The sequence below is a fragment of the Micromonospora chersina genome (assembly GCF_900091475.1).
GTDB lineage: Bacteria > Actinomycetota > Actinomycetes > Mycobacteriales > Micromonosporaceae > Micromonospora > Micromonospora chersina.
In genome coordinates this window covers 1960024-1975161 of the sequence record NZ_FMIB01000002.1, presented here as the reverse complement: position 1 = coordinate 1975161, position 15138 = coordinate 1960024, and the positions used below count along the sequence as shown (strand labels likewise).

The window sequence follows — 15138 nt, the reverse complement described above, 5'->3', positions numbered from 1 at the left end:
CGGTGGCCCACCGGGAACGGATATCGGATCGACGCAGACGGAGGAGGACGAGATGCCCGGGCGCGAGGTACTGCCCAGCACGCTGCGACGCTCCCCGGCGAAGGCGCAGCGCACCTGGGAGAAGACGCACGACTCGGCGGTCGAGACGTACGGCGAGGGGGAGCGGGCGCACCGCACCGCCTTCGCCGCGGTGAAGCACGAGTTCGAGAAGGTCGGCGACCACTGGGAGCCGAAGGGGCGCAAGGGCCCGAGCGACCGGCAGGCGGCCGGCGGTGGCCCCGCCCGGCGGGCTCCCACGGCCGCCGGGGTGGACGCCAACGCGAAGAAGGAACACCTCATGGAGGTGGCCAAGAAGCTCGACGTGCCGGGCCGGTCCCGGATGACCAAGCCGGAACTGGTCAAGGCGATCGAGAAGGCGAACGACAAGGCCACCCGCGAGGCGCGCGGCGGCCGCTGACTTGCCCGCGACGACACGGGAGCCCGGAACCGCGCAGGTCCCGGGCTCCCGTCGTCGCGTTCACCAGTGGCCGCCGCCCGGGGCCTCGATGTGCACCGCCTTCACCGTGCTGAACTCGTCCAGCAGCTCCGGGCCGTACCCGAAGCCCTGGCCGCTGCCGCGGCGCGGCTGCGCGGCGCCACCCGGCGCACCCCCGAACACCGCGTTGACCTTGACCGTGCCCACCGGCAGTTCCCGCCAGGCCCGGTGCGCGTGGCTCATCGAGCCGGTCAGGACCGTGGCGGCCAGCCCGTACGGGGAGTCCGCCGCGCAGCGCAGACCCTCGCTGAACGAGTCGACCACGACCACCGGGGCGACCGGGCCGAAGGTCTCCTCGCGGACCAGCACCATCTCGTGCCGGCAGTCGCTGACCACCGTCGCCGGGTAGAACGCGCCCGGCCCGTCCGGCACGGAGCCGCCGGTGCGTACCCGCGCCCCCTCGGCCACCGCCGCGGTGACCTGGCCGTGCACGTGGTCCCGGTGCCGCCGGTCGACAAGCGGCCCGAGCTGGGTCCCCGGGTCCCGGCCGGGGCCCACGGAAAGGGCCTCGGCCCGCTCCACCAGCGCGTCGACGAAGTCCTCGGCCACGTCGCGGTGCACGTAGATCCGCTCCACCGCGACGCAGATCTGCCCGGCATTGGCGAAGCAGCCCAGCGCCGCCTGCTCGGCCGCCCAGACCGGATCCACGCCGGCGTCCACCACGAGGGGGTCACTGCCGCCGTTCTCCAGCAGCACCTTCGCGCCGGTGCGGGCGCCGGCGGCGGCGATGGCGCGGCCGGTGGCGGTCGAGCCGACGTGGGCCACCACGTCCACGTCCTGGCCGGCCAGCGCCGCGCCCACCTCGGCGCCACCGGTGAGCAGCGACAGCACGCCGGCCGGCAGCGCCTGGTCCAGGGCCCGGGCCAGCAGCCAGCCGGTCGCCGGGGTGCGCTCGCTCGGCTTGTACAGCACCACGTTGCCGGTGACCAGGGCCGCGCCGAGCAGGCCGCAGGACACCGCCACCGGGTCGTTCCAGGGGGTGATCGCGGCGACCACGCCGCGTGGCTCGGGGGCCATGAAGTCCAGCGCCGAGGGAGCGCCGTGCAGGGTACGCCCGCCCCGCACCGGGCCGAGTTCGGCGTACTGTCGCAGGGTGCCGATGCCCGCCGCCACGCCACCGCGCGCGTCGTCCAGGGGTTTGCCCATCTCCGCCGTGGTGGCCTGCGCCAGCTCGTCGGCGGCGGCCTCGACCGCGTCGGCCGCGCGGTGCAGCGCCGCCGCCCGTTCCGCCGGGGCCGTCGCCGCCCACTCCGCCGCCGCGCCGCGGGCCGCCTCGACCGCCTTGGCCACCTCGTCCGCCGTCGCCACCGGCACGGTGGTCACCGGGGAGCCGTCGGCTGGATCGTGTACGACCAGCTCGCCCCCCTCACCACCGGCACCCCAGACTCCACCTATGAGCTGCGCAACCGTGTACATGCGGCAGTGGATGCCCCGACCCCGGCGAGGCAAACGCGTTTCGCCCGGTAACCGGCCGGGTAGGCGGATCGGATGATTTCGACCGCGGACGCCGTCGTCATCGGCGCCGGGCACAACGGGCTGGTGGCCGCGAACCTGCTGGCCGACGCGGGCTGGGACGTGCTGGTGCTGGAGGCCACCCAGGTCCCCGGAGGGGCGGTGCGCTCCGCCGAGGTGACCGCCCCCGGCTACCTCAGCGACCTCTACAGCTCCTTCTACCCGCTCGGGTACGCCTCGCCGGTGCTGCGCGGCCTGGGCCTGGAGCGGCACGGGCTGTCCTGGACCCACTCACCGGACGTGCTGGCCCACCTGCTCCCGGACGGCCGCGCGGCAGTGGTCAACCGGGACCTCGACGTCACCGCGGCCTCACTGGAGGCGTTCGCACCCGGCGACGGCGACCGCTGGCGGCACGCGTACGCGGACTGGCTCCAGGTGGCCGAGCCGATGCTCGGCACCATCACCAGCCCGTTCCCGCCGGTACGCGGCGGGCTGACCCTGCTGCGCCGGCTGAAGGTCTCCGGCGCGCTGCGGCTGGCCCGCCGGCTCGTGGTGCCGGTACGCAAGCTCGGCGACGAACTCTTCGCCGGCGAGGGCGGTCCGGCGCTGCTGGCCGGGTGCGCCCTGCACACCGACCTGTCGCCCGAGGAGGCCGGCTCCGGGGTGTACGGCTGGCTGCTGGCCATGCTCGGCCAGCAGGTCGGCTGGCCGGTTCCGGTCGGCGGCGCGCAGAAGATCACCGACGCGCTGGTGGCCCGGCTGGTCGAGCGGGGCGGCCGGATCGAGTACGGCGCCCGCGTCGACCGGGTGCTCACCGCCCGGGGCCGCGCCATGGGCGTACGCACCGCGGGCGGCGCCGACTGGCGGGCCCGCCGGGCGGTGCTCGCCGACGTCCCCGCCCCGGCGCTCTACCTCGACCTGGTCGGCGCGGCGGCGCTGCCACCCCGGCTGGTCGAGGATCTCGCGCACTTCAGGTGGGACGGCTCGACGCTCAAGGTGGACTGGGCGCTGTCGGCGCCGGTGCCGTGGAAGAACCGGGCGGTGGCCGGCGCCGGCACCGTCCACCTCGGCGCCGACCTGGACGGGCTCACCGCGTACGCGGGGGCGCTGGCCCGCGGCGAGCTGCCCCGGGACCCCTTCCTGCTGGTGGGGCAGATGTCGGTGGCTGACCCGAGCCACTCACCGCCCGGCACCGAGTCGCTCTGGTCCTACACCCACCTGCCGTTCCGGCGGGACTGGCGGGCCGAGGAGGTCGCCGGGCACGTGGAGCGGATGGAGGAGGTGCTGGAGGACGCCGCCCCGGGCTTCCGGTCGCTGATCGTCGGGCGGCACGTGGCCGGCCCGGCCGACCTGGAGGACGCCGAGCCGAGCCTGGTCGGTGGCGCGCTGGGCGGGGGGACCGCGGCCGCGTACCAGCAGCTCTTCCTGCGGCCGATCCCCGGCCTGGGTCGTGCGGACACCCCGGTGGACCGGCTCTTCCTGGCCAGCGCCTCGGCGCACCCCGGCGGCGGCGTCCACGGCGCGCCCGGCGCGAACGCGGCCCGGGCCGCCCTGGCCCGCGACCGCCTGCTCACCGGCGACCTCTACGCGGGCGTCATCGGCGCCGCGCACCGCACCGTCTACCGCTGACCGTCCGGCGCGTGCGGGGGCTGCGCCTTCGCCTCCGGCCCTACCGCTGACGCCCGATGGTTCGGGCGCAGCGGTCACGCACCGTGTCCGGCTCGCGCGGGCGCGGCGGCCGGGCCGCTTCGCGCCGCCCAGGTCAGGTGCGTGTTGCGGTGATGGCTGCAGAGCAAAGCGGCTGCGGGGTGGTGGCCGCCCGACGGAAAGGCCTCACGCTGCGTCGTCATGACGCGGCGTGAGGCCGGTGTCCGTGCGGTGGGCGCCGGCGGGTCAGCTGTCGAGGTTGCGGTGCCGGGTGCGCAGCTTGAACGGCATGAGCGCGCTCTCGATCTTGGTGGCCGTCGTCATCTTCGAGATGCCCTCGCGGCGCTCCTCGAAGCGGATCGGCACCTCCAGGATCGTGTGGCCCCGCTTGGTGGCCAGGTAGTGCATCTCCACCTGGAAGCTGTAGCCGTTGGACTGCACCCGCTGGAGGCCGATGTCGCGCAGGGCGTCGGCCTGCCAGATCTTGAACCCGGCGGTCAGGTCGCGGATCCGCACCCGCAGCAGGGTGTGCACGTAGAGGTTGGCCCAGCCGCTGAGCGCGCGACGGTAGAGCGGCCAGTTCTCGTCCAGCTCGCCGCCGGGCACGTAGCGCGAGCCGATGACCACGCCGGCCTGGGTGGAGAGCAGCGCGCCCAGCATGCCGGGCAGCGCCTCCGGCGGGTGCGACAGGTCGGCGTCCATCTGCGCGACGTAGTCGGCGCCGTCGTCCAGCGCCCGCCCGATGCCGTCCACGTACGCCCGGCCGAGGCCCTCCTTGCCCGGGCGGTGCACCACCAGCACCCGCTCCGGGTGCTCGATGGCCAGCTTGTCGGCGACCTCGCCCGTGCCGTCGGGGGAGTTGTCGTCCGCGACGAGCACCTTCAACCCGGGCAGCGGCAGCGCGAGGAGGCGCTCGACCAGCGTCGGGAGGTTGCCCGCCTCGTTGTAGGTCGGAACGACGACGGTCAGGCGTGCGTCGCGCCACGGGGAGGGCAACTGCACGGGTTCGATCATCACGGACATCCTCGGTCGGCCGACAGGTTCACCTGAGAGGGTAGCCAGTCCTCTCCGTGCGGTCCGCACAGACGCCCGCCGGAGGATTCCGGCCCGTACGCCGCCGCGGGCGGTCAGCGTAGCCTGCGGGCCAGCCCGCCGGCGGCCAGCAGCAGCCCGCCGAGCGTCACCGCGGACACGGCCGGCTTGTGCGAGCTCACCCAGAGTGCCGCCGAGTGCCGGCGGGCCCGGTCGGTGAACACCCCCTCGGCGCCCCGGTCCCGCTCGTCGTCGCCCGGCCGGTCCAGGTTGTCGCGCCAGGTCGCCGGGTCGATCGGCGTGTCGGTCTGCTGGCTGTCGTAACCGTCCCGCGCCAGCTTCCGGTCGAGCAGGCCGGGGAACAGGACGTTGCCCAGCCGGGCCCGCCAGGTCGGGCCGCCCACGTTCAGCTCGCGCGGTCCGCGGTCGGCGGCCCAGACGACCGCCCGCGCGGCCACCTCCGGCGCGAAGATCGGCGGCACCGGCTGCGGGTGCCGGGGCAGCCGGGTGCGGACCCAGGAGAACTGCGGGGTGTTGACGGCCGGAAGCTGCACCATCGACAGCTTCACCCCCGGGCAGTCGTGCAGCAGCTCGGCCCGGAGCGAGTCGTTGAAGCCCTGCACGGCGTGCTTGCTCGCGCAGTACGCCGACTGCAACGGGATGCCCCGGTAGGCCAGCGCCGACCCGACCTGCACGATCGCCCCGCGGCCGTGGGCGCGCATGTGGCGCAGGGCGGCCAGCGTGCCGTGCACGGTGCCCAGGTAGTTGACCTCGGTGACCCGGCGGAACTCGGCCGCGGTGATCTCCCAGGCCGGGGCGAAGACCGAGACCATGGCGTCGTTGATCCAGACATCCAGCCCGCCGTAGCGGTGCGCCACGTCGTCGGCGGCACGCTGCACCGCGCCGGCGTCGGCCACGTCCACCTGGTAGGTGCGCACCTCGGCGGCGCCGCGGCGGCGGCAGTCCCGCTCGGCGGCGGCCAGCCCGGCGGCGCCCCGGGCCAGCAGGGCCAGCCGCGCGCCGCGCGCCGCGTACGCCCGGGCCACCGCGCGCCCGACGCCCGCGCTCGCCCCGGTGATCACCACCCGCTGGGTCACCGGTCCGCCTTCTGCCGGGTGGCGATGTCGGCGAGCCGGCGCAACGTCTCCTTGTTCCGCTGGTGCAGCACCAGGTCGTTGAGCTTGTTCCGCACCCAGCGCAGCGGACCGGCGGCGAAGTCCTCGCCGATGGTGACCCGGGTCCGGCCGCCGTCGAGGGGCTCCAGGCGGAACACCACGATCGCCTCGCCGGCCGGCCACAGCCCGGCCCGCACCACGAACTTGTGCGGGGCGTCGCACTCCAGCACGGTGGAGGTGTCCTGGAGGGAGAACGGCCACGGGCCGGCCTTGTGGTGCAGCCGGCTGCCCACCCGGGGCCAGGTGTCGTCGACGTCCCGGACGTGCACCGTGCCCACCACCCAGTCGCTGTACGTCCACCCGTCGGCGAGCACGTCGAAGACCTGCTGCGGGGACGCGTCGATCACTTTCTCCACAATCGCCACCGCAATCCCATACCCCCGCCCCGACCACCGCTAACGGCGGCCGGGTTAGCTTCTCTCCGGCGGCGGGTAACGCCGGACCGGGCCGGCGGGAGCGGCGGAGGCGGCTCCGCCGAAGTTGATGTTTACTCCTCGGGGGGTCGGGAACCCGCCGCCCGTGCGACGGGACCACGAGCGGGATCAGTGCAGGTCAGCCCGGGTTGACCCGGGTGCTGACCGGTTCCCGTCCGGCCTGTACGACGCGGTGCTGCTCGACCGGGACGGCACGCTCGTCGAGGACGTGCCCTACAACGGCGACCCGGAGAAGGTCCGGCCGCTGCCCGGCGCCCGGGAGGCGCTGGACCGGCTGCGGGCGGCCGGGCTGCGCCTGGCTGTGGTGAGCAACCAGTCCGGCCTGGCCCGGGGCTGCTTCACGGCCGACGACCTGCGCCGGGTCAACGCGCGGGTGGAGGAGCTGCTCGGGCCCTTCGACAGCTGGCAGATCTGCCCGCACGGCGAGCCGGACCGCTGCGCCTGCCGCAAGCCGGCCCCCGGGCTGGTGCACGCCGCGGCCCGGGCGCTCGGGACCACACCTACCCGCTGCGTGCTGGTCGGTGACATCGGCGCCGACATGGCCGCCGCAGCGGCGGCGGGCGCCGCCGGGATCCTGGTGCCCACCGCGGCCACCCGGGCGGCCGAGGTGGCCGCCGCGCCGAGCGTCGCCGCCGACCTGCCGGACGCGGTCGGCACCATCCTCGGCCGGATGCGGCTCGTGGCCGCGCCCGAGCCGGCGCCCCCGCGGGGCACGGTGCTGGTGGCGCGCAGCGACGCGGCCGGCGACGTCCTGGTCACCGGCCCCGGCATCCGCGCGGTGGCGGCCGGGGCGGAACGGGTGGCGCTGCTCTGCGGGCCACGCGGCCGGGCGGCCGCGGAGCTGCTGCCCGGCGTCGACGAGATCATCGAGTGGCCGCTGCCCTGGATCGACGCCCCCGCCCCGCCGGTCGACCCGGCCGGGATGCGCGCCCTGGTGGACCGGCTCGCCGCCGTCCGCGCGGACGAGGCGGTCCTCTTCACCTCCTTCCACCAGTCGGCCCTGCCGCTCGCCCTGCTGCTCCGGATGGCCGGCGTCCCGCGGATCAGCGCGATCAGCGACGACTACCCCGGGTCCCTGCTGGACGTCCGGCACCGGGTCCCCGTCGGGGTGCCCGAGCCGGAGCGGGCGCTGTCGCTGGCCGCGGCGGCCGGCTTCGCCCTGCCCGCCGGGGACGAGCCGGGGCTGCGGCTGCGCGCCGACCGGCTGCCGCCCGCCCCGCCCGCCGCCGGCGAGCCGGGCTACGTGGTGCTGCACCCGGGCTCCTCGGTGGAGACCCGGGCCTGTCCGTTCGAGCTGGCCACCCGCATCGTCCGGGTGCTCAGCGCGGCCGGCTACCGGGTGGTGGTCACGGGCGGGCCCGACGAGCGGGAGCTGACCGCGCAGGTGGCCGCCGCGGGCGGCCTCGACCTGGGCGGGCGTACCGGCCTCGGCGAGCTGGCGGCGGTGGTCGCCCGGGCCGGCGCCCTCGTGGTCGGCAACACCGGACCGGCGCACCTGGCCGCGGCGCTCGGCGTGCCGGTGGTCAGCCTCTTCGCCCCGACCGTCCCGTTCGGGCAGTGGGGGCCCTACCGGGTGCCCACCGTGCGGCTCGGCGACGCCGGGGCGGCCTGCCGGGACACCCGCGCCGTGCGCTGCCCGGTCCCCGGCCATCCCTGCCTGTCCGCCGTCGAGCCGGGCCGGGTGCTGGAGGCGCTGCGGCTGCTCGGTGTGCCCGCCGACGCGCCGGAGCCGCTGGTCACCGTACCGGGCGGGGTGGTCGGATGAACGTCCTGGTGTGGCACGTGCACGGGTCGTGGACCACGTCGTTCGTGCACGGCAAGCACCGCTACCTGGTGCCGGTGACCCCGGACCGGGGCGCGTACGGGCTGGGTCGGGCGCGGACCTACCCGTGGCCGGACAGCGCCGTCGAGGTGACCCCGGCGGAGCTGCGCCGGGCCGACGTCGACGTGGTGCTGCTCCAGCGACCCGAGGAGTTCGACCTGGCCTGCGAGTGGCTGGGCCGCCGGGTCGGCCGGGACCTGCCGGCGATCTACGTCGAGCACAACACCCCCAAGGGCGACGTGCCGAACAACCGGCACCCCATGGCCGACCGGGACGACCTGCTGCTCACCCACGTCACCCACTTCAACGAGCTGTTCTGGGACAACGGCGGCACCCGCACGGCGGTGGTCGAGCACGGCGTGGTCGCCCCGGCCGTCGAGTGGACCGGCGAGCTGGACCGCCTCGCCGTCGTCATCAACGAGCCGGTCCGCCGCTGGCGGGTCACCGGCACCGACCTGCTGGCCCGCTTCGCCGACCTCGCGCCGCTCGACGTCTACGGCATGAAGGTGGCCGGGCTCGCCGAGCACCTGGGCCTGCCCCCGGACCGGCTCACCAGCCACGACGACGTGCCGCAGCACGCCATGCACGCCGAGCTGGCGAAACGGCGGGCGTACCTGCACCTGTGCCGGTGGACCTCGCTCGGGCTGAGCCTCGTCGAGGCGATGACCATGGGCATGCCGGTGGTCGCGCTGGCCACCACCGAGGCGGTGGAGGCCGTACCGCCGTCCGCCGGCGCCCTCTCCACCCGGGTCGACGTGCTCGTCGAGGCGGCCCGGGGCCTGCTGGACGACCCGGCGGCGGCCCGCCGGGCGGGCGCCGCGGCCCGGACCGCCGCCCGGAACCGCTACGGCCTGGAGCGATTCCTCGCCGACTGGGACCGGCTGCTGGAGGAGGAAGTATGCGCATCGCGATGATCTCGGAGCACGCCAGCCCGCTCGCCGTCCTCGGCGGAGAGGACGCCGGCGGCCAGAACACGCATGTCGCGGAGCTCTCCGCCGCGCTCGCGGCCGCCGGCCACGACGTCCGGGTCCACACCCGGCTGGACGCCGTGGACCTGCCCGTGACGGTCCGCGCCCCGGACGGGTACGACGTGGTGCACGTGCCGGCCGGACCGGCCGAGCCGGTGGCCAAGGACGACCTGCTGCCGTACATGCCGGCGTTCGGCGAGTGGCTGGCCGACCGCTGGCGCACCGGCGACTGGCAGCCCGAGGTGGTGCACGCGCACTTCTGGATGAGCGGGCTGGCCGGGCTCGCCGCCGGGCGGCGCACCGGGGTGCCGGTGGTGCAGACGTACCACGCCCTGGGCACCGTGAAGCGCCGCCACCAGGGCGCGCAGGACACCAGCCCGCCGGGCCGCGTCGCGCACGAGCGCCGGCTGGGCCGCTCCGTCGACCGGGTGGTCGCCCAGTGCCAGGACGAGGTCGCCGAGCTGGTCCGGATGGGGGTGCCCCGGTCCCGGATGACAGTCGTCCCGTCCGGGGTGAACCTGTCCACCTTCGCGCCGCTCGGACCGGTCGCCGAACGGGACGGCGCCCGGCCCCGGATCCTCACCGTCGGCCGGCTGGTCGAGCGCAAGGGCTTCCAGGACGTCATCCGGGCCACCGCGCTGGTGCCGGACGCCGAGTGCGTGGTGGTCGGCGGCCCGCCCGCCGGGCTGCTGGAGACCGACCCGTACGCGCTGCGGCTGCGGGCGCTCGCCGAGTCCTGCGGGATCGCCGACCGGGTGAAGCTGATCGGCGCGGTCCCCCGGGAGGAGATGGGGCGCTGGTACCGGTCGGCGGACGTGCTCGTCGCCGCACCCTGGTACGAGCCGTTCGGGCTGACCCCGCTGGAGGCGATGGCGTGCGGCGTACCGGTGATCGGCACGGCCGTCGGCGGCCTTCGCGACACGGTGGTGCCCGGCCGGACCGGCGACCTGGTGCCGGCCCGCGACCCGGCGGCCCTCGGCGCGGCGATCCGCGGGTTGCTCGGCGACCGGATCCGCCGGTTCGCCTACGCCACCGCGGCCCTGGAGCGGGCCCGCACCCGCTACTCCTGGTCCACCACGGCCGAGCGGCTCGCGGAGCTGTACGCCGAGGTGGCCACCGTCCGTCGGCCCACCCGGGTGGTCGCCTGATGGCGGCGCCCACGCCGGCCGTCGGGGGCACGGTGCTGGAGGACCACCTGACCCGACTGGCCGCCGCGCTGCTGCCGCTGCGCGACGCGGAGCAGCTGCTGGCCCGCTGGGGCGGGGAGCTGGCGCACCGGCTGGCCACCGGCGGGCGGCTGCTGGTGGCCGGCAACGGCGGCAGCGCCGCCGAGGCCCAGCACCTCACCGCCGAACTCGTCGGCAAACTCCGCGACGACCGCGAACCCCTGTCCGCCATCGCCCTGCACGCCGAAACCTCCGCCCTCACCGCCATCGGCAACGACTACGGCTACGACGAGGTCTTCGCCCGCCAGGTCCGCGCCCACGGCCGACCCGACGACATCCTCCTGCTCATGTCCACCAGCGGCACCAGCACCAACCTCCTCACCGCCGCCCAGGCCGGACGCGACACCGGCCTGCGCTGCTGGGCCTTCACCGGCCCCGCCCCCAACCCGCTCGCCGGGTCCTGTGCGGAGACCCTCGCCATCGACTCGCCGGACAGCCAGGTCGTGCAGGAGCTGCACCTGGTCGCCACGCACGTGCTCTGCGAGTACGTCGACCGGGCGCTGCCCGCGGCGCTCGCCGCCCGCGCGGCGGACGCGACGCCGGCCGACACGGTGCGCGCCGGCGTCGAGGTGGTGCTCGGCGACGGCCCGGACGGGAAGGTGCAGGCCCGAGGAGGAGGTCGAGCATGACGGGACCCGTGGTGGTGCTCGGTGACACGCTGCTGGACCGGGACGTCGAGGGGGTGGTGAACCGGCTCTGCCCGGACTCCCCGGTGCCGGTGCTGGAGGAGACCACACACGTCGACCGCCCCGGCGGCGCCGGCCTCGCCGCCGTCTTCGCCGCCGCCGAAGGTGCCGAGGTGGCGCTGGTCACCGCGGTCGCCGACGACGCCGGCGGGGCCCGGCTCGGCACCCTGCTCGCCGCCGCCGGCGTGCAGCTGTACGCGCTGCCGCTCGCCGGGGCCACCCCCGAGAAGATCCGGCTGCGGGCCCGCGGCCGGGTGCTGCTGCGCCACGACCGGGGCGGGCCGGCCGGCGACCCGGGCGAGCCCAGCGAGGCGGTGCTGCGACTGATCGCCACCGCCTCCGCCGTGCTGGTCAGCGACTACGGCCGCGGCGTCGCCCGGCATCCCGCGCTGCGCGCGGCGCTCGCCGCGACCCGGGCGCCGGTGGTCTGGGACCCGCACCCGCGTGGACCGGCCGCGGTGCCCGGGGTGAGTCTGGCGACCCCGAACGAGTCCGAGGCGCGCGAGCTGGCCAAGTCGCCGCCGGGCGCGTCCCGGCTGGTCACCGCGTCCCGGGGCGCCCAGGCGCTGCGCCGGCGCTGGCAGGCCGGCGCGGTGGCGGTGACCCTGGGCGGGGACGGCGCACTGCTCTGCCACGCCGGCTCCACGCCGCTGGTGGTGCCCGCCCCGGCCGCCGAGGGGGACACCTGCGGCGCCGGGGACCGGTTCGCCGCGGCGGCCACCCTGGCCCTGGCCCGGGGCGCCCTCGTCTCCGAGGCGGTCCAGGAGGCGGTCGCCGAGGCGTCCGCGTACGTGGCCGGCGGGGGAGTGGCCGCCGCGCTGCCCGCCCCGGTCCGGACCGCCTCCCCGGCGGTCGTCGTCGGCGGCGGCGACCGGATCGGCGCGGCCGCTTCCGGCGAGGTGGTGGCCCGGGTACGCGCGGCCGGCGGCACGGTCGTGGCCACCGGCGGCTGCTTCGACCTGCTGCACGCCGGGCACGTGGCGACCCTCCAGGCCGCCCGGCAGCTCGGCGACTGCCTGGTGGTCTGCCTCAACTCCGACGCCAGCGTGGCCGGGCTGAAGGGCCCGGAGCGGCCGGTCGTGCCGCAGGGCGACCGCGGCCGGCTGCTCGCCGCGCTGGGCTGCGTCGACGCGGTGCTCATCTTCGACGAGCCCACCCCGCACGCGGCGCTGTCCTGGCTGCGACCGGACATCTGGGTCAAGGGCGGCGACTACGCCAGCGGCGGCGGCGCCGAGACCCTGCCCGAGGCGGAGGTCCTGGCCCGCTGGGGCGGGCACACCGTGGTCGTGCCCTACCTGGACGGCCGCTCCACCACCGACATGATCGCGGCGGCCCGGGCCGGGCGGGGCACGGCGGGCTGGCCCGGCACGGCGGTGCCGACGGCGGAGCCGGCCGTCCGGTCGACGGCGAAGGGAGCACGATGAGCGAGCACAGCGGTCCACCCGGGACCGGCCCCACCGTCCTGGTCACCGGCGGGTCGAGCGGGCTCGGCGCGGCGGTGGTCGCCGCGGTGGCCCGGGCCGGCGGCCGTCCCCTGGTGCTGGACCGGCAGCGCCCCGCCGACGGGGTGCCCTGGATCGAGTGCGACCTGGCCGACACCCGGGCCGCCGAGGCGGCCACCCGCGACCTCGCGGAACGCTCCGGCGGGCTGGACGGCGTGGTCACCGCGGCCGGGATGGACGTGCCGGGGAAGCTGATCGACGTGCCGGCGGAGACCTGGGAACGGATCGTCACCGTCGACCTGCTCGCCACCGCCGCGGTGATCCGGGCCGCGCTGCCCTTCCTGGAGGCGTCCCGGGGCAGCATCGTCACCGTCGCCTCCACGCTCGGGGTGAAGGCGGTCAGCGACGCGACCGCGTACTGCGCGGCGAAGTTCGGGGTGGTGGGCTTCACCCGGGCCCTCGCCGCCGAGTTGGCCGGCGCGGTCGGGGTCACCCTGCTCATCCCCGGCGGCATGCGCACCGCCTTCTTCGACGAGCGGGACGCCCGGTACCGCCCCGGCCCGGACGCCGTGCTCAACGAGCCGGCCGACACCGCCGCCGCGGTCATGTTCGCCCTCTCCCAGCCGGCCGGCTGCGCCGTACGCGAGATGGTGGTCTGCGCCGAGCAGGAGTCCTCGTACCCGTGATCCTGGTGCTGCGGGCGCTCGGGGTCGGCGACCTGGCCACCGCCGTCCCGGCGCTGCGCGGCCTGCGCGCCGGCCTCCCGGGCCGCGAGCTGGTGCTCGCCGCGCCGGCGTGGCTGGCGCCGCTGGCCGAGCTGACCGGGGTGGTCGACCGGGTGCTGCCCACCCCCGGGCTGGCCGACCGGCCGGCGTGGCCCGGCCCGCCGCCGGAGGTGGCGGTGAACCTGCACGGGCGGGGCCCGCTGTCGCACCGGATGCTCGCCGCCGCCCGGCCGGGCCGGCTGCTCGCCCACCGCAACGCCGAGGCCGGGCACCACGCCGGCCCGCCCTGGGACGACGACGAGCACGAGGTGCGCCGCTGGTGCCGGCTGCTGCACTGGTACGGCCTCCCGGCCGACCCCGGCGACCTGGCGCTGCGCCGCCCGCCCCCGGCCGCCGTCCCGGCCGGCGTCACGGTGCTGCACCCCGGCAGCAAGATCCCCGCGAAGCGCTGGCCGGCGGACCGCTTCGCGGCGCTGGCCCGGACCCTCACCGCCCGGGGGCACCGGGTGGTGCTCACCGGCTCGACCGACGAGCGGGACCTGGCCGCCCGGGTGGCCCGGGACGCCGGGCTGCCCCCGGCCGCGGTGCTCGCCGGCCGCACCGGCCTGGCCGAGCTGGCCGCGCTGGTGGCCGACGCCCGGCTGGTGGTCAGCGGGGACACCGGGGTGGCCCACCTGGCCACCGGCTACGGCACCGCCTCGGTGGTGCTCTTCGGGCCGGTGCCGGCGGCGCACTGGGGGCCGCCGCCCGACCGCCCCCGGCACCGGGTGCTCGGGGCCACCGAGCGTGCCGGTACCGACGCGGATTGGCGCGCGTCCGGTGGGGTAGGAACCCACCCGACGTTGACGGCCATCGAGGTCGACGAGGTGGTGGCCGCCGTGGACGAGGCGGAACGGGCGGTGCGGGTGTCCGGTGCGATTGCGGCGTAGTGATCCGGGCCGGCCGGGGTACGGACGCCGGCGGCGCGGCAAGGGCTGGCTCTTCGTGGACCCGAAGGGCGAACCGGTGCGCGACCCCGACGCGCTGGCCCGGCTGCGGGACCTCGTGATCCCGCCGGCCTGGCGGGACGTGTGGATCTCGCCGTACGCGAACGGCCACATCCAGGCCACCGGGATCGACGCGGCGGGGCGCAAGCAGTACCTCTACCACCCGAAGTGGCGGGAGAAGCGGGACGAGGCCAAGTTCGACCACGTGCTGGAGGTGGCCCACCGGCTGCCCGCGCTGCGCGACCGGGTCGCCCACGACCTGGCGCTGCGCGGCCTGCGGCGGGAGCGGATCCTGGCCACCGTCGCGCGGCTGCTCGACATGGGCACGTTCCGGGTCGGCAACGACCAGTACGCCACCGGTGAGGACGCCACCTTCGGCGTCTCGACCCTGCGCCCCGAGCACGCCCGCTCGCGGGGCGGCTGCGTGGTCTTCGAGTTCCCCGCCAAGGGCGGCATCGAGCAGGTCCGCCGGATCGAGGACCCGGAGCTGTGCCGGGTGCTGACCAACCTGCGCCGCCGGCGGCGGTCCGAGGAGCGCCTGTTCGGCTACTGGGACGGCCAGAGCTGGCGGGACGTGCGCAGCGACGAGGTCAACGACTACCTCCGCGACGCCAGCGGCGGCGAAATGACCGCCAAGGACTTCCGCACCTGGCACGCCACCGTGCTGGCCGCCACCGAGCTGGCCACGGTGGGCCCGCAGCGCTCCACGACGGCCCGCAAGCGGGCGGTGGCGGCGGTGATGCGCTCGGTCGCCGAGCTGCTCGGCAACACCCCCACGGTGGCCCGGACGTCCTACGTGGACCCGCGGGTGGTCGACCTCTACCACGACGGGGTGCTGGTCCCGGTGCAGCCGGACATGCCCCGCGAGGACGTGGAGAAGGCCGTCCTGGTGCTGCTGGAGGAGGAGGCGGCCTGACCGGCCCCGCCGTCGGTCCTGGGGGGAAGCACGACGGGGCCGGAGACCGGTGTGGGCCGTCGAGGGCGGGTGGCTGGCGTTACCGGGCGGTC

14 protein-coding genes are annotated in these 15138 nt (G+C 76.6%); 10 read left to right on the top strand and 4 right to left on the bottom strand.

What is annotated here, in order from left to right; genetic code table 11:
• Positions 1–52: 52 nt before the first annotated feature.
• On the top strand, positions 53–457 hold the full coding sequence (locus GA0070603_RS09125) for a ChaB family protein (protein WP_091310160.1): 405 nt from the start codon (positions 53–55) through the stop codon (positions 455–457).
• A 60-nt stretch (positions 458–517) separates the two neighbouring features.
• On the opposite strand, the gene GA0070603_RS09120 is transcribed toward GA0070603_RS09125, so the two are convergent.
• Positions 518–1951, bottom strand: coding sequence for an aldehyde dehydrogenase family protein (locus tag GA0070603_RS09120; protein ID WP_091310157.1), 1434 nt, complete (start codon positions 1949–1951; stop codon positions 518–520).
• Between the two features lie 72 nt (positions 1952–2023).
• On the opposite strand from GA0070603_RS09120, the gene GA0070603_RS09115 reads away from it, so the two are divergent.
• Positions 2024–3616, top strand: coding sequence for a phytoene desaturase family protein (locus tag GA0070603_RS09115; RefSeq protein WP_091310153.1), 1593 nt, complete (start codon positions 2024–2026; stop codon positions 3614–3616).
• A gap of 264 nt (positions 3617–3880) precedes the next feature.
• Here GA0070603_RS09115 and GA0070603_RS09110 read toward each other — a convergent pair whose 3' ends face one another.
• The 3 genes from GA0070603_RS09110 to GA0070603_RS09100 all read right to left on the bottom strand — a co-directional run bounded on the left by GA0070603_RS09110 (position 3881) and on the right by GA0070603_RS09100 (position 6188).
• Positions 3881–4648 carry a polyprenol monophosphomannose synthase gene (locus GA0070603_RS09110; protein ID WP_091310150.1) on the bottom strand — a complete coding sequence of 256 codons (768 nt, stop codon included), beginning with the start codon at positions 4646–4648 and terminating at the stop codon, positions 3881–3883.
• Positions 4649–4761: 113 nt separating this feature from the next.
• A complete protein-coding gene (locus GA0070603_RS09105) occupies positions 4762–5763 on the bottom strand; it encodes an SDR family oxidoreductase (RefSeq protein WP_091310147.1) in 1002 nt (333 codons plus the stop codon).
• The gene (locus tag GA0070603_RS09100; protein WP_341864930.1) at positions 5760–6188 is read right to left on the bottom strand and encodes an SRPBCC family protein; all 429 of its coding nucleotides are present in this window, start codon (positions 6186–6188) and stop codon (positions 5760–5762) included. Before GA0070603_RS09100 ends, GA0070603_RS09105 begins: the two co-directional genes overlap by 4 nt.
• A 172-nt stretch (positions 6189–6360) precedes the next feature.
• Between GA0070603_RS09100 and GA0070603_RS09095 the strand changes: the two genes are divergently transcribed.
• From GA0070603_RS09095 to GA0070603_RS09060, 8 genes are read left to right on the top strand one after another with little or no spacing between them, the layout of a single operon-like run.
• Entirely contained in the window at positions 6361–8040 is a 1680-nt protein-coding gene (locus GA0070603_RS09095; protein WP_091310140.1) for an HAD-IIIA family hydrolase, read from the top strand.
• Positions 8037–9011: a glycosyltransferase gene (locus GA0070603_RS09090; protein ID WP_091310136.1), complete on the top strand. Its 975-nt coding sequence runs from the start codon at positions 8037–8039 to the stop codon at positions 9009–9011. The genes GA0070603_RS09095 and GA0070603_RS09090 overlap by 4 nt, the downstream gene beginning before the upstream one ends.
• Positions 8996–10213, top strand: a complete 1218-nt coding sequence (locus GA0070603_RS09085) for a glycosyltransferase (RefSeq protein WP_091310132.1) — start codon at positions 8996–8998, stop codon at positions 10211–10213. The genes GA0070603_RS09090 and GA0070603_RS09085 overlap by 16 nt, the downstream gene beginning before the upstream one ends.
• Positions 10213–10920, top strand: a complete 708-nt coding sequence (locus GA0070603_RS09080) for a D-sedoheptulose-7-phosphate isomerase (RefSeq protein WP_091310128.1) — start codon at positions 10213–10215, stop codon at positions 10918–10920. Before GA0070603_RS09085 ends, GA0070603_RS09080 begins: the two co-directional genes overlap by 1 nt.
• On the top strand, positions 10917–12401 hold the full coding sequence (locus GA0070603_RS09075) for a PfkB family carbohydrate kinase (protein ID WP_091310125.1): 1485 nt from the start codon (positions 10917–10919) through the stop codon (positions 12399–12401). Before GA0070603_RS09080 ends, GA0070603_RS09075 begins: the two co-directional genes overlap by 4 nt.
• Positions 12398–13105 (top strand): SDR family oxidoreductase, encoded by a 708-nt coding sequence (locus GA0070603_RS09070; protein WP_091310120.1) that lies wholly within the window; start codon positions 12398–12400, stop codon positions 13103–13105. Before GA0070603_RS09075 ends, GA0070603_RS09070 begins: the two co-directional genes overlap by 4 nt.
• Positions 13102–14073 (top strand): glycosyltransferase family 9 protein, encoded by a 972-nt coding sequence (locus tag GA0070603_RS09065; protein ID WP_091310116.1) that lies wholly within the window; start codon positions 13102–13104, stop codon positions 14071–14073. Before GA0070603_RS09070 ends, GA0070603_RS09065 begins: the two co-directional genes overlap by 4 nt.
• Positions 14057–15046, top strand: a complete 990-nt coding sequence (locus GA0070603_RS09060) for a DNA topoisomerase IB (protein ID WP_091310112.1) — start codon at positions 14057–14059, stop codon at positions 15044–15046. Before GA0070603_RS09065 ends, GA0070603_RS09060 begins: the two co-directional genes overlap by 17 nt.
• Positions 15047–15138 lie beyond the last annotated feature (92 nt).

What these genes read in the sequence shown, in the direction of transcription:
- GA0070603_RS09085 (WP_091310132.1), top strand. Translation starts at nt 8,996, where the DNA reads ATGCGCATCGCGATGATCTCGGAGCACGCCAGCCCGCTCGCCGTCCTC.
- GA0070603_RS09115 (WP_091310153.1), top strand. Translation starts at nt 2,024, where the DNA reads ATGATTTCGACCGCGGACGCCGTCGTCATCGGCGCCGGGCACAACGGG.
- GA0070603_RS09070 (WP_091310120.1), top strand. Translation starts at nt 12,398, where the DNA reads ATGAGCGAGCACAGCGGTCCACCCGGGACCGGCCCCACCGTCCTGGTC.
- GA0070603_RS09120 (WP_091310157.1), bottom strand. Translation starts at nt 1,951, where the DNA reads ATGTACACGGTTGCGCAGCTCATAGGTGGAGTCTGGGGTGCCGGTGGT.
- GA0070603_RS09090 (WP_091310136.1), top strand. Translation starts at nt 8,037, where the DNA reads ATGAACGTCCTGGTGTGGCACGTGCACGGGTCGTGGACCACGTCGTTC.
- GA0070603_RS09125 (WP_091310160.1), top strand. Translation starts at nt 53, where the DNA reads ATGCCCGGGCGCGAGGTACTGCCCAGCACGCTGCGACGCTCCCCGGCG.
- GA0070603_RS09110 (WP_091310150.1), bottom strand. Translation starts at nt 4,648, where the DNA reads ATGATCGAACCCGTGCAGTTGCCCTCCCCGTGGCGCGACGCACGCCTG.
- GA0070603_RS09075 (WP_091310125.1), top strand. Translation starts at nt 10,917, where the DNA reads ATGACGGGACCCGTGGTGGTGCTCGGTGACACGCTGCTGGACCGGGAC.
- GA0070603_RS09080 (WP_091310128.1), top strand. Translation starts at nt 10,213, where the DNA reads ATGGCGGCGCCCACGCCGGCCGTCGGGGGCACGGTGCTGGAGGACCAC.